This window comes from Chitinibacter fontanus (genome assembly GCF_013423785.1).
GTDB classification, from domain to species: Bacteria; Pseudomonadota; Gammaproteobacteria; order Burkholderiales; family Chitinibacteraceae; genus Chitinibacter; species Chitinibacter fontanus.
This window is the reverse complement of record NZ_CP058952.1, coordinates 2,054,026-2,067,850: the sequence shown is the minus strand read 5'-3', so window position 1 is coordinate 2,067,850 and position 13,825 is coordinate 2,054,026. Positions and strand designations below refer to the sequence as shown.

Here is a 13,825-nt window from a genome sequence, read left to right as displayed (position 1 = left end):
TATTTCCATGAAAAAAGCAGTTTCTCCACTCCCCCCAATCGATGGTCTAGCTCCCAGCTGTGTCGCACTAACACCCGGCCCGTGGACAACAGTGCTGGAGTTTCTGGAGCAAAAATTCCCATTTCTGGAGCCGGGGATTTTGGCCGAACGACTAGCCAATGGAGAGATTTATGACGATCGCGGGCAATCCATTCCGGCGGACTCCAAATATCAAGCGGGATGTTACCTGTGGTACTACCGTGCAGTGCGTGAGGAAATGCGTGTTCCATTTGAATTGGAAGTACTCTATCGGGATGAGCGCATTGTCGTCATCGATAAACCCCATTTTCTATCAGCGATTCCGGCAGGGCGTTTTGTTAAAGAAACCGTGCTGGTGCGCCTGCGCGTTCTGCTGGGGCAACAAGATATTGCGCCGGTGCATCGACTAGATCGCGAGACCGCAGGTGTGATGATGCTCTGCCTTGATAAAGACAGTCGCAGCGCGTATCAGCAATTGTTCGAAAGCCGCAATGTACAAAAAACTTACGAAGCCATCGCGCCATATCGCGCCGATCTAACGCTGCCGCTGGTGCACCGCTCGCGCTTGGCTCATGAATCTGGCAAATTTTTCTCGATGTCTGAAGTACCGGGCGAGCCCAATAGTGAAACTCGCATTAGCTTGCTGGAAACACGGGGCTCATGGGCCAAATATCAACTCGAACCACACACCGGCAAAAAGCATCAACTGCGCGCGCATTTAGCGGCACTCCAGATTCCGATTGTGAATGATCCGTGGTATCCGGTAGTACTCGATGATAAAGGCGATGATTTTAGTCAGCCTTTGCAATTGTTGGCGCGCAGCTTGCAATTTGTTGATCCATTTACTGGCGAGTTGCGAGTTTTTCGCTCTCAGCGCGAACTGAGCTGGCCAAGCGAAGCATAAATTGAATGTAACTATGTCACTGGAATACGCGGCAAAACTACAACGACGCCAGCATGGCAAACGCATACAGTAATGGCCATGGAGTTCGCCTTGAACACGCACTCCACTCCAAGCAGTTCAGCCCGCCTTTGCGGGCTATTTTTTTAGGTATATCGCTTAGAGACATATCCAAATTGACCAAAAATAAAATACACCCACAGGGTATTTAAGATCAGCAATGGTAGTTTGTCGCAATACCTACTCAGAAAACTACAACGACAGCATATGAGCAGCTGCCTAAAATCGGGTTTATGGAATACGCCTGAACACGCATTCCCAACCAAGAGATTTGAGCCCGCTTTGGCGGGCTATTTTTTTAAGCACTAGGCATGTATATCAGCGAGTGGCAGGCCAATAAGGCAGTTTGGGCTTATCCCCATCAGATATGGCATTGGACAGAGCTAAATAGCACGGGCGTAGATAAAAAACTCGCGATTACCATCACCGCCGGCAATCGGGCTGGCAAAATAATCGAGCACCGCAAAACCCGCATCCGCTGCGGCGGCGCGAATTTTAGTTTCGACCTGCGGATAGAGCGTCTCATCACGAACGATACCGCCGCGCGCCAGCGCTTGCGGGCCCAGTTCGAATTGCGGTTTCACCAAAAACAGCAGTAAACCATCGACCGAGAGCACCGAGCGCAAGGCCGGCAGCACCAGTGTTAGTGAAATAAACGATACATCGCCGACGATCACCTCAATCCTTGCGTCTTGCGGCTCGTCGATCAAGGCTGGCGCAATCACCTCGGGCGTTAAATTTCGCGCATTCACGCCCTCAAACTGCGTAACACGAGAATCAGATAGCAAGCGCGGATGTAATTGATCGTGCCCGACCTCAACGCCTATCACCCGGCGCGCGCCCGCTTGCAGCAGGCAATCGGTAAACCCACCGGTCGAAATGCCAACATCCAGCGCCAGCATGCCGCTCACATCAAGCCGAGCACTGGCCAGCGCGCCAGCCAGCTTCAACCCGCCACGCGAGACATAGCGATCAACCTCATCAGGGGTAATCGTAATCTCGGCTTGCGCATCGAGCTTGAAAGCCGCTTTGCTAATCGGCTTGCCATCAGCAAACACTCGCCCCGCCGCAATCATCGTTTGCGCTTGCGTGCGTGATGCGGCGTAGCCCTGCTCGACCAGAAATAAATCAGCGCGTTGCAAACTCATGGCGGCTCAAATTAGATAAATGATTCATCGCTGCGCAAATAGCGCCATTGCCCGCGCGGCAAATCGCCGAGCAGAATACGGCCAATGCGAATGCGCTGCAGGCCCACTACTTGCAGGCCAACCAACTCGCACATGCGGCGGATTTGACGCTTTTTACCTTCGCGCAGGATAAAACGCAGCTGGTCTTTGTTTTGCCACCAGACGCGCGCAGGCTTGAGTGCCTCGCCATCGAGCGACAGACCGTGATTAAGTAGACGCAGCCCATCGGCCTTCAGATGGCCGGACACGCGTACTAGATATTCTTTTTCGACTTGCGAGTTTTCGCCGATCAGCGTTTTGGCCACGACGCCGTCTTGCGTCAACACCAGCAAGCCGACCGAATCAATATCCAAGCGCCCAGCTGGCGCGAGGCCCTGAAAATGCACCGGAGAGAAACGAATCCCGCTGGTGTCACCTTCCCAGTGATTTTCCGGCTGCACCAACACCACGGCAGGCTCGTAGCCGTCTTCGGCTTGGCCAGAGACATAGCCCACCGGCTTATTGATCAGAATAGTGACGCGATTGTCCTGAATCTGCTTGGCAATCGGGTCGAGCTCAACAGTTTGCGTGGGCAGCACTTTGGTTCCCAGCACATTGACGATTTCGCCATCGACACGCACCCAGCCTTTAGCGATGTATTCGTCAGCTTCACGACGTGAGCACAGCCCCAGTTGAGCAAGGCGTTTTGATAAGCGCAGCGGCTCTAGCTCGCTAGCGGGTTGATCGTGTTGATCTGACATGATTTTTCTACGTTTGAAGCCGACAATCTGTCATTTTACTGGTTTAATCGCGGTCATAGAATATGTTTTCCGACTGGTTTTCAGACCAGCGAACTTATCTGGCCAGTAGGCTGTCTGAACCAGCAGCGTTTCGCAAGTAGCAAACTAAGTCGCTCTCACCCCATTTAATAGGATTTTCTGTGGAACACTATCTCGCTCTTAAACACCTGCATATGACTTTGGCGCTGCTCTCTGGTGCGTTTTTTGTATTTCGCGGCGGCCTCATGCTGCGTGGTTCCAGCTGGCTACAGCACAAGATCTGCAAAATTGCGCCACATATTATTGATACCGCCCTGCTGGTTTCAGCGATTTATCTGGCCATCACTCTGCAATTGAGCCCGGGCAACTCACCGTGGATCGCTGCCAAGATTGCCGCTTTGCTGCTGTATATCGTGCTGGGAACCATCGCAATTAAGCGTGGTAAGACGCTCAAAATTCGTGCGATTGCGCTGGTGGCGGCGTTAGTGACTTATGGCTATATCATCGCAGTAGCGTTAAGTAAAAATCCGCTACCTTGGTTGGGCTAAAACAAAAGGGCTGCCAATGCAGCCCTTAAACAATTCACCCCCGATGCGGTGCCAATTAAATCAGCGGGGAATCCGAGATGGCTGGCGCGGCGGTCGTCCAGTGCCCCGATTTACCACCAATTTTCTCGATCAATCTCACATCAGTCATGACCATGCCCTTATCCACGGCTTTACACATATCGTAGATCGTCAACAAGCCCACTTGCACCGCAGTCAGCGCTTCCATTTCAATGCCCGTGCGACCAAAGGTTTCGCAGGTGACTGCGCAGCGTACCGTTGATTTAACGCGATCAATCGAGAATTCTACATTCACTGCTGTCAGCGGTAAGGGGTGGCATAGCGGAATCAGATCGCTGGTTTTCTTGGCGGCCATAATCGCGGCAATACGGGCAATACCAAGTACATCGCCTTTTTTATGATTACCTTCTTCGATCAGGCGCAGCGTATCGGGCAGCATGCGGATATCACCTTGCGCGGTGGCGATACGTTTGGTTTCGGCTTTATCGCCAACGTTCACCATATGCGCCAACCCCTGAGCATTAAAATGCGTTAACTCTCCCGCAACAGGAATCGCTTCCGCACCCGCTAAACGATTTGCTAATTGGTTTAAGTCTTCTGGCGTATTCAGATTTTGAAAATGCCCCTGCGCAAAGGTAACGAACACAGCACCTAAATTTTGCAACCATTCGCCAAGCCGATTTTCTCCCTTGGCCAAGGCATCGACCAAGGCAGGTAAAACCGCACGGTTTAACATGCATACAGCCCAATGAGTTTGGCCGTCAGCAGTGCGCGCTACAACTGCAGGCGCACCGGAGGCATTGAGCGCAGCACGAAATTGCAGCAACAAATCGTGGGGCAAAAATGGCACATCACACGGCAATACCAGCATCCATTCTGCAGGGCTGGCCATCATAGCCGCATGGATACCAGCCATTGGGCCTAATTGGTTAGGATATACATCCCGCAATACGGCATGACCAAAACTAGCATAATCAGGCAGATTGCGATTGGCGGAAATCAACACATGATCAACAGGGATGGACTGCTTATTCAGCGATTCTAATACCCAAGCCACCATCGGCTTGCCTGATAATTCGATCAAACCCTTATCACGCCCCGCCATCCGGCGTGCTTCGCCGCCCGCCAACACCACCGCGTCCAACGTCATTTTCTCTTTCCCTGCGTTGTTGCGCCTCTTGGTCAGTCGGTTTGGCGTCCACCCAATATGCTTGTGTGGTACTGACTTATTGCTGCCAGAATGGCGCTTAATTTTTTAAGTAGCCGATAATATAAGCGTTTGCTTCATAAGCAGCAATGCGATGTGCACTGGCACGCAAAACCAGCACAATTTGCACACGGGCACAGCTTTGATGATGGCGCATACATCGTATGAATGTGCACCATTTAGCTGGTGAATGGTGAACCGCACTTATACCAAACTGCACTTTATCGTTGAATGGGGCTTTGGGCTCTAACTTTAGACAAACCAAGGCATGGTTTTGCAGAAAATTTCGTAGTCACCCGCTCGCTCTACCCAAGCGGGCTTTGCAAGCAGGGCACCCCAGCGCCAATCGCCCATATACCAAGCAAGGTATTTATATGTAATCCATATTTAATAAAACACCCAGCGCAATACCCCTACTTAACTCTGTTCTTTGCTGCAATCCGGCACAAATGACATTCACCCCGTGACAGCAAAAGCCCGAATTGTATATGCTTGCAGTTACTGTCATAAAATGCTGGATATTCGCTATGCTACGCCGTTGGATGCCCATTTTTGCTGCCCTATTTTTCTTGCTTTTCGCCTGCACTAGCTGGGCACTTGATCTGCCTGCGGAGCAAGTGGCGCAGCAAGAGGGGCACAGCGCCACAATTAATAATCGCACTGTCATGGTTTTTCGCAGTCCGATATTTACTTATACCCCGCAAGATCGAGCACTGGGGGCAGAACAACGTATCAAGCGAATGCTACCCGAGCTCAAGGAAGGGCGGGTCGATAGCGTACTGGTCAGCTCCCCAGAAACTGCGATTAGCGTCACGATAGATGGCCAGCAGGCCTTTTTAGTACTGCAAGGCGATGTGAACTCACTCGCGGGTGACACGCTGGAGAGCACGGCCAATAAAGCCAAGCATCAGTTGCGCATGCTAATTATTGAGAGCCGCGAACTGCATGACCCACGCCGTCTGATTCATTCTGCTGCCTATGCCTTATTAGCCACGCTGATTTTTGGTCTGATCGTCTATGCGCTCTCCAAGTCGCGGGTATTCCTACTGAAAGTTGGTCGACGCTACGTAAGCCGCCCCATTGCTCATTTGGCACAAAAAACAACTGGCGTGAGCTTTTCGCTACTCAACCGCATTTTGCGTTGGATTATCAATACCATCACTAGCATCATTGGCCTGCTACTGCTCTACACATGGACAAGCCTAGTCTTTGGCTTATTCCCGTTCACTCGAGCGTGGAGCGAGCGTTTAAATGAATCGATTTTTACCTTTTTCGGGAATGTCGGTAGCGGAATTTTGCATGCGATTCCTGGCTTTCTAGTGATTATTTTTATTGTGGTATGCGCGCGCTATATGTCGCGCTTCCTACATTTTGTATTTGGTCGCATCGAGCGCGGCGAATTGCATCTTTCATGGTTTGACCGAGAAACCGCGAGCACTACGCGTAAAATCATGTCGTTCCTCGTCTGGCTGCTGGCGATTGCCATGATTTACCCTTATCTGCCCGGTGCTGATACCGAGGCGTTCAAAGGTTTGTCAGTCATGGTCGGTTTAATGGTTTCGCTCGGCGCGTCCAGCGTTGTTGGGCAATTTGCCAGTGGCCTTATTCTGATTTATGCCAAATCACTCAAACAAGGTGAATACGTACAAATCGGCGACACTGAAGGTACGGTGATCCACATCGGACTATTTGCTACTAAGATTCACACCAATTTGCGCGAAGAAATTAGTATTCCCAATTCGGTATTGGTGGGGCAAAGCGTCAAAAACTTCTCGCGTTTAGCATCAGGTGGCGGTGTTATCACTCAGGTCGGCGTCACAATTGGCTACGATACACCGTGGCGGCAAGTTGAGGCCATGCTAATTGAAGCGGCCGAACAAACCCGCGGAGTACGGCATAATCCGCGGCCTATCGTTTATCAAACCGCGCTTTCTGATTATTACGTCGAATATTTTTTGCGTATCGCAGTCGATGAGCCACGCCGTCGCCTAGAAATCATGAGTGAGTTGCACGCCAAGATTCAAGATGTCTTCAATACTTATGGTGTTCAAATTATGTCACCACACTACCGAGCAGATCCGGCGGTGGAAAAAGTCATCCCCCCCGAACACTGGTACCCTGCCCCAGCCAAAGCAGATGATTTGCCACAAGGGTCTTAAATTAGCATCAGTAAATCGCGATATTGCTGTGCGAATGCCTCAATTGCTCGTTGATGAGTACGATCAAATTGCAATTGAGGCTGATGCTCCACATCACGCAGCACCAGCGGCTCCTGCCATACAAGTCCGAGTGCATTGGCAGTCAGCAACATGGGGTACCATAAGTTCTCAGCTGAAACTGCGGTACCTCCATCATATTCAAGCCCTTGACCAGCCATACTAACCACCAGTTGCAATGATTTCCCCCGCAAAGCACACCGAGAGCCATACGCCCAATCACGCTCGAACACATCATCTTGCCAACGCTTGAGCATCGCGGGGCAGCCATGCCAATACAGCGGAAACTGCCAAATAATACGTTCAGCTTTTACACATGCCTGCTGCTCCGCCAAAACATCGATCTGCCCATCTGGGTACATAGCCTCCAGATGATGAATCTTAACCTGAGGCAGCTCTGCAATTTCGTCCAGCAATTGCCGATGCGTCTGTGAAGTTGCCAAATGGGGGTGGGAAAAAATAATCAAATTTTTCATCACAATCCTCCTTGCCGTGATCGATCTTGTCAGTATGGTTGTCGCCTGACAGATTTACTTCCTATAAAGAATGAGATCGACGGATAAGAGGTTTTAGTATGTCGGAGGCTGTGAGCGGGGTAAGTGCCTTGCGCCAATCCGTGTTGATTCATGAAGAAGTCAAAGTGGTGATTCGAAACTGCTTTGAAATTAATTTAATGGGACTCAACGCGATTTTACTGGCTAAAAAATCGGGGGAGTCTGCCCGTGGCTTTGGCGTGATATCCAGTGAACTACGACTACTCAGTATTGAGCTACAAAGTGCGATGCAGCATCTGAGCCAGCTCACTCAAGAACTACTCGCAGCCGCCACTCAAAGACTACAAGCAGAACGCCGCTTGGCGCGCCTAGCTGACGCATCCAGTCACTCAGAACAAATACGCCAGATTCTCTCCCCTGCCATGCATCAAGCACACAGTCGCCTCGCTCAATTAGTATCAGCCAATCGCTTTGAAGAGTGCCTAGACGATGCCAATCGCGCCTGTACCTTTGGCTTGGTACTCGCACGTTCAGCAAGGATCGAATCGGCCTACAGCGGCAATATGCGTAGCGTATTGGCAGAATTATCCGAAACCTTTGCCCTGAAAATCGAAGCTATCTTGCCACGTTTAGCTGCTCTTCAACGCATCACTCACTCCCTAAACTAGGCACTATGAAAAAAGCACAATTAATCGCCAGTACTGGTGAGCATCGTTGGTACGCCATTTCACGCGACCCTTCTCGCCCCAATTACCTGATTGATACCAATGAATATGTAGTAACTACTGGCGAAGATAGTCTGCTATGTGACCCCGGTGGTGCGGAAGTATTTCCGGCGGTATTTGCCGCACTGTCTGAAGTGATTGATCCTCGCACTGTGCATCGCATTTTTTCATCGCACCAAGACCCTGATGTGATTTCCTCACTCGGGCTGTGGAATGACTTTAATCCAACTATCAAATGCCATGTTTCAGGCTTATGGGCCGGATTTATTCCGCACTTTGGCTGTGGCGCTGACACCTTAGTTTCGATCCCAGACGAAGGAAGTGAGCTTTCATTAGGTGCAGCTACTTTGCAGATTATTCCAGCGCATTACCTGCACTCGTCCGGGAATTTCCACGTTTATGATCCAAGCTGTAAATTATTGTTTACTGGCGACATTGGTGCCGCCTTACTTCCCCCGGGCATGGATCAACTCTTTGTGGAAAATTTTGACAGCCATATCCGTTTTGCCGAGGGTTTTCACAAACGCTGGATGGGGTCGAACACGGCAAAGAAAAACTGGATTAACCGTGTTCGCCAACTCGACATCGAGCTACTCTGCCCACAACATGGTTCGATCTACCGAGGTGAGGATGTGAAACGCTTTATCGACTGGTTTGACGAATTACAAGTCGGCTGCGGTTGATATTGCTAAAATAGCCCCCACCTCCACGAATAACCCTTCTAACGCCGCGGGAAATGCGGCGTTTTTAATAGTCCAACAGGAAAACTCTCATGGCCATTATCGTAAACGGCGTTGAAATTACCGAAGAACAAATTGCTGGCGAACAAGGCAACCATGCCCAAGCGCCAAGCGCTCGTGACGCCGCAATCCAAGAGTTGATCTTGCGCGAACTATTGCAACAAAAAGCCAAAGCCGCCGGTATTGAAGCGGAAACCGCCGAAGAAGCCATCGGCATTTTGCTGGAAAAAGATGTGCAAGTGCCAGAAGCCGATGATGCAGCTTGCCAAGCCTTTTACGACAACAATCCAGAAAGCTTTGTGCGCGGCGAATCTGCCGTAGCTAGCCACATTCTGTTCCCATTGGGGGAAGGTCTGGCTGCCAGCCTAGCCAAATCAAAAGCGGAAGGCGTATTGGCTGAAGTGCAAGCTAATCCTGAGCGCTTTGCTGCGTTGGCCAGCGAACACTCAACTTGCCCATCAGGCAAACAAGGCGGCAATCTCGGTCAATTTGGCCGTGGTCAGATGGTGCCTGAATTTGAAGCTGCCGTATTTAGCACCGAAGCCGGTCAAATCACCCCAGCCTTGGTAGAAACTCAATTTGGCTACCACATCATTCAGGTTAACGAGCGTTCAAACGGTGATAAAGTAAGCTTTGAAGAGGTAAAAGAGCGCCTGCAAGCCTTCTTGACCGACATGGCTGGCCGCAAATTAATGCATGACTATCTGGCAAAACTGGTTTCAGAAGCCAAAATCGAAGGCTATTCATTGCCTGCTATGGCCTAATTACCATTAGGAACCGTACTTGCAAAGCCGGGCTTGATGCCCGGCTTTATTTTTGCTGCAAACTAGCCCAAGTTTGTGCGCGTAACTCACTTAATTGCGGCATCTGCGTTCGACCTAAAGCAGGCGTAACCTCTAAATCACTCCATTGCTGAGCAAGTGACATGGCACCTAACTGAGCGGCAATGCTTTTGGCGCTATGGGCGTTCCGAATAGCGGTATCGAGATCGGAATCATCAAGCGCCTGTATAAAAGCGTGCTCCAGATCCAGTAAGCGGGAAAACCCCGTTTCGGCCAATGCAGCAAAGCGCTCTACACTAAAGCCCAACTGGGCTTGCGCCCGTGCAAAATCATTGGCCACAGGCAAAGAATCTGTCTCCGCTAAAGCAAGAGCATCCGCTCTAAAGCCCAATAACTCCAACAGTTCTTGTGCCTGATATGGTTTGCTGAGATAGCCATTTACCTTCGCAAATTGCGGGTGCTGACGCAACTCATACTCAGGAGAAGCTGATACGAGATAAATCGGCTGCTGAAACCCTTTACTGCGCAAAGCTGCTGCAGTATTGAGTCCATCCAAACCAGGCATTTGATAATCCATCAAAACCTGAGCAATTTCAGGATGAGTCTCCAGCATCGCAATGGCGGTAAATCCATCCTCTGCTGCCAGCGTTTTCGCACCCGCATCCTGCAATATTTCGCAGAGCAAATCACGATTTACGGCCTGATCCTCTACCACCAAAATAGTATTTCCTACCACAGACGGGAGTACAGGGTTTCGCATAACCTCCTGTTGGAGCTCACCCGCTGGAGCCTGTTTAGCCATCACATGCACGGTAAACTCGCTCCCCGTACCTGCGCGACTATGGGCCTCAATATCACCGCCCATTAGACGAGCAAAATCACGACTCAGCGCTAAACCCAACCCAGTACCGCCAATATGTCTTCCACTTGCGGTTTGCTCAAAGGGGTGAAACAAATGGTTCAATTCGTGCTCAGCAATCCCACAACCACTATCACTGACGCTGGCATATAGCCAGCATGAATCCCCGCTACCCGAATGGTACAGCGCAACTTTGATAAACCCTTGCGCGGTAAATTTCATGCTATTACCGATCAGATTAATCAATATTTGCCGTAATTTTCCCGCATCAAGCAACAGACTTGCTGGTAAATCAGCAGCCAATTCAATCTCGAACTGCAATTGTTTTTCCTGCGCCATCAACGCAAACATGCTTTCCAGCTCTAATTTCAATTGCGCCAAACTCAGTATTTCCGGCATCAACTCCAGCTTGCCGCTATCTGATTTGGATAAATCCAGCACGTGGTTCAGTAAACTCAGCAAATGCTGCCCAGAGTGCGCAATATGGCTCAGATGGTTTTTTTGTTGAATGGTCAACTGGCTGTTTTGCCGCAGCCGTTCGGTGTAGCCCAGAATCGAGGTCAGTGGGGTACGAATTTCATGGCTAATATGGGCCAGAAACCGGCTTTTCGTCGCAGTTGCCGCATCCGCAGCCAGCCTTGCCTCTTCCAATGAAGCATTTAGCTCAACCAGTGAACGCCTTTGCTTTTCCCGCTGCCACAACACCCACAAACCCAAGCTGGCCGATATCAGCAACAGCACCACCTGTAACACGGACAGTGCCACCCGAAAGTAACCCAAGCTATTTAGCCGGTTTTTTTTCAGCTCGGTATGCTTGGCATATTGTTCCCGAGCACTTTGAGTGAGTAGATCAACATGCTCTTGCTGATGCGCGAGTCGCTGTTGCAATTGGCTCCATTGCACCGAGTCCAACTTAGCGGCTTGCAGTGTTTGATCCGACTCCGTAATCAATTGCTGCAAAGGCTGCAATAACTGATGGCGCTGAGCACTGTCGGGAAACAACGCCTGAGTCGATCCTTGCTCGATGCCCGTGATCCGGCTGTAGAAAATATCGAGTCGCAACTGAGTGCTCTCGATGTCTTTGGCATTCACCGCTTCGCGCAAGCGCTGAAATTCACTGCTGAGCTGGAAAAATTGCCAGAGTTGATTGTCCATTCCCTGCTCGGTTTGGTGGGTCAACTCAGCTTGTTGTTGCTGCTCAAAATAAAAAATCAGGCCAAAGTTGAGCAACAGCACCGTGCTAATAGCCAACACGATGAGCAAGAAACGACGACTCATAGTTATTCCAGCGTAATTTGCTTCAACTGCCATGCGCAGCGGCGGAAGTAATCGGTTTTACGCAGCTCTTCGTGACGATCAAATGGATACATCACAAATAAGGGGCCTTTTTCCCGTACTGACATCGTTTTGCCATTCAAACGGCTGGCGATAATCACATCGTACTTTTCAGCATCGCCCATCGGCACTTCGATCACATAATCGTTTAATGCTTGCAGCTTCATCAGCTTGCCCTTAGCACCAGCCAGCTTTAGTACATCGCGCAATAATGGGCCTTCAAAGGTTTGCGGCTCGGGGTACCATGGAATCTGAACCGTCATTTTCTTCTGCGGGAGTTTATCGAGTTCGGTCAAACTGAAAGTTTCTGTGGATTTAACTTGACCAGTGATCGTTAAAATAGTCGGTGCAGTGCTCGCTTCAGCAGCACTCACGAGCTGAGCCATCAGTAAACCCAGCAATAATACGCAGGCACGCAGCATCTATTTCTCCTTTAAAATCATAATGAATCTCAATTGTATAGCGAATTTGCCACAGTCCAAGTAACAGATTATCGAATCAGCGATCAAGCCCAGACAACCTCGGGTCGGCCAGCACACAAAACCGACTATCACCATAAAAATACCCGACGGTATATCATCAGATGCTAATTCTATCCTGACTTACAGCCCTATACCTACACTAGTGGTTTCTCCGCATCGCGAGCCCGATAAGCCAGGGCTATGCTGTAAACATCACACACTGAGGCACCAGCATGCGAGTCATCATCATTGGCGCGGGCGTTATCGGCGTAAGCAGCGCTTATTACCTGCAACGAGCAGGTTGCCAGGTTACTGTGCTCGAGCACCATCCCGCCCCGGCGCAAGAAACCAGTTTTGCCAATGCAGGCCAAATTTCCCCCGGCTATGCCGCACCTTGGGCGGCCCCCGGTATTCCGCTCAAAGCCATGAAATGGCTGATGCAAGAACATGGCCCATTGCGGGTACGCCCCACCGGCGATCCATTTCAGTGGCAATGGATGGCGCAGATGCTCAGCAATTGCACCATCGAAGCCTATGCTCGAAATAAAAACCGCATGGTACCCTTGGCCGAATACAGCCGGGATCAGCTCAAGTTGCTAAGGGCACAAACCGGCATCGAATATGAAGGCCGTACGCTGGGCACTCTCCAGATTTTTCGCCAGCTAAAACAACTGGAAAATGGCCGTCGTGATGCAGAGCTACTGGCACAAATGGGCGTAGCACATGAATTACTCGATGCAACTGAAATTGCCCGCGTCGAGCCGGCCTTAGCGCACATGGCCGCCCAGTTGGTCGGTGCTTTGCGCTTACCTAACGACGAAACAGGCGATTGCCATTGCTTTACCCAAGCACTCGCTCAGCTAGCCAGCAGCCTAGGAGTTACCTTCCGCTATGGTGTGGATGTGAAGGGACTGGTACTGCATCTAGGCAAGGTCTCACATGTGCAATTAGCCGATGAACAACTCGAAGCAGAGCAGGTTATTCTGGCGGCAGGCTGTACATCGCGACAATTGGGGAAAATGGTGGGGCTCAATCTGCCAGTCTACCCAGTTAAAGGCTACTCAATTACCGTCCCGATAACCAATCCACAGGCTGCACCTCGCTCTACGGTCATGGATGAAAGCTATAAAATTGCACTTACCCGCTTTGATCAACGCTTGCGAGTGGGAGGGATGGCCGAAGTTGCCGGCTACAACAAAACCATCGACCCCAAACGCATTGCAACGCTCAAAATGGTAGCGAATGATCTTTTTCCATCTGCCGGTAATCTGGCACAGGCCAGCGAATGGACGGGGTTGCGCCCGATGACCCCCGATGGCACGCCACTAATAGGCGCAACGCCAATCGGTAATTTATGGCTCAACACCGGGCATGGTACGCTGGGCTGGACCATGGCCTGTGGCTCGGCCAAACTGCTCGCAGATCTGATTACAGGTCAAACCACCGAGATTGCCAGTGCGGCCTACGGCATCTCGCGCTACGGGCAATAGTTCCACGGCAATATTCACGGCTGTGA

At 50.6% G+C, this 13,825-nt stretch carries 13 protein-coding genes; 7 read left to right on the top strand and 6 right to left on the bottom strand.

Annotated elements, in window-relative coordinates:
* Positions 1 to 7 precede the first annotated feature (7 nt).
* Positions 8 to 922 carry a pseudouridine synthase gene (locus tag HZU75_RS09730; RefSeq protein ID WP_180305900.1) on the top strand — a complete coding sequence of 305 codons (915 nt, stop codon included), beginning with the start codon at positions 8 to 10 and terminating at the stop codon, positions 920 to 922.
* Positions 923 to 1,362: 440 nt separating this feature from the next.
* Here the strand turns inward: HZU75_RS09730 and HZU75_RS09725 are convergent, their stop codons facing one another.
* Entirely contained in the window at positions 1,363 to 2,127 is a 765-nt protein-coding gene (locus HZU75_RS09725; protein WP_228028015.1) for a TlyA family RNA methyltransferase, read from the bottom strand.
* Between the two features lie 11 nt (positions 2,128 to 2,138).
* Positions 2,139 to 2,906, bottom strand: coding sequence for a pseudouridine synthase (locus tag HZU75_RS09720; RefSeq protein ID WP_180305899.1), 768 nt, complete (start codon positions 2,904 to 2,906; stop codon positions 2,139 to 2,141).
* Positions 2,907 to 3,085: 179 nt separating this feature from the next.
* On the opposite strand from HZU75_RS09720, the gene HZU75_RS09715 reads away from it, so the two are divergent.
* Positions 3,086 to 3,472: a SirB2 family protein gene (locus HZU75_RS09715; protein WP_180305898.1), complete on the top strand. Its 387-nt coding sequence runs from the start codon at positions 3,086 to 3,088 to the stop codon at positions 3,470 to 3,472.
* Positions 3,473 to 3,527: 55 nt separating this feature from the next.
* Here the strand turns inward: HZU75_RS09715 and moaC are convergent, their stop codons facing one another.
* Positions 3,528 to 4,640, bottom strand: a complete 1,113-nt coding sequence (gene moaC, locus HZU75_RS17850) for a cyclic pyranopterin monophosphate synthase MoaC (RefSeq protein WP_180305897.1) — start codon at positions 4,638 to 4,640, stop codon at positions 3,528 to 3,530.
* A 584-nt stretch (positions 4,641 to 5,224) separates the two neighbouring features.
* Between moaC and HZU75_RS09705 the strand changes: the two genes are divergently transcribed.
* Positions 5,225 to 6,856 (top strand): mechanosensitive ion channel family protein, encoded by a 1,632-nt coding sequence (locus HZU75_RS09705; RefSeq protein WP_180305896.1) that lies wholly within the window; start codon positions 5,225 to 5,227, stop codon positions 6,854 to 6,856.
* Here HZU75_RS09705 and HZU75_RS09700 read toward each other — a convergent pair.
* Positions 6,853 to 7,389: an NAD(P)H-dependent oxidoreductase gene (locus HZU75_RS09700; protein WP_180305895.1), complete on the bottom strand. Its 537-nt coding sequence runs from the start codon at positions 7,387 to 7,389 to the stop codon at positions 6,853 to 6,855. The two genes, HZU75_RS09705 and HZU75_RS09700, sit on opposite strands and share 4 nt — an antisense overlap.
* Before the next feature lie 98 nt (positions 7,390 to 7,487).
* Between HZU75_RS09700 and HZU75_RS09695 the strand changes: the two genes are divergently transcribed.
* The 3 genes from HZU75_RS09695 to HZU75_RS09685 all read left to right on the top strand — a co-directional run bounded on the left by HZU75_RS09695 (position 7,488) and on the right by HZU75_RS09685 (position 9,636).
* On the top strand, positions 7,488 to 8,075 hold the full coding sequence (locus tag HZU75_RS09695) for a methyl-accepting chemotaxis protein (protein ID WP_180305894.1): 588 nt from the start codon (positions 7,488 to 7,490) through the stop codon (positions 8,073 to 8,075).
* 5 nt (positions 8,076 to 8,080) lie between these two features.
* Complete coding sequence (locus HZU75_RS09690) at positions 8,081 to 8,815, top strand: oxygen-binding di-iron domain-containing protein (protein ID WP_180305893.1); 735 nt, start codon at positions 8,081 to 8,083, stop codon at positions 8,813 to 8,815.
* Positions 8,816 to 8,904: 89 nt separating this feature from the next.
* Positions 8,905 to 9,636 (top strand): peptidylprolyl isomerase, encoded by a 732-nt coding sequence (locus tag HZU75_RS09685; RefSeq protein ID WP_180305892.1) that lies wholly within the window; start codon positions 8,905 to 8,907, stop codon positions 9,634 to 9,636.
* A 46-nt stretch (positions 9,637 to 9,682) separates the two neighbouring features.
* Here HZU75_RS09685 and HZU75_RS09680 read toward each other — a convergent pair whose 3' ends face one another.
* Together HZU75_RS09680 and HZU75_RS09675 are read right to left on the bottom strand one after the other, a co-directional pair.
* Positions 9,683 to 11,791 carry a hybrid sensor histidine kinase/response regulator gene (locus tag HZU75_RS09680; protein WP_180305891.1) on the bottom strand — a complete coding sequence of 703 codons (2,109 nt, stop codon included), beginning with the start codon at positions 11,789 to 11,791 and terminating at the stop codon, positions 9,683 to 9,685.
* 2 nt (positions 11,792 to 11,793) lie between these two features.
* The gene (locus tag HZU75_RS09675; RefSeq protein WP_180305890.1) at positions 11,794 to 12,270 is read right to left on the bottom strand and encodes a putative pterin-binding protein; all 477 of its coding nucleotides are present in this window, start codon (positions 12,268 to 12,270) and stop codon (positions 11,794 to 11,796) included.
* A gap of 272 nt (positions 12,271 to 12,542) precedes the next feature.
* On the opposite strand from HZU75_RS09675, the gene HZU75_RS09670 reads away from it, so the two are divergent.
* Positions 12,543 to 13,799, top strand: a complete 1,257-nt coding sequence (locus HZU75_RS09670) for a D-amino acid dehydrogenase (protein WP_180305889.1) — start codon at positions 12,543 to 12,545, stop codon at positions 13,797 to 13,799.
* Positions 13,800 to 13,825: the final 26 nt, after the last annotated feature.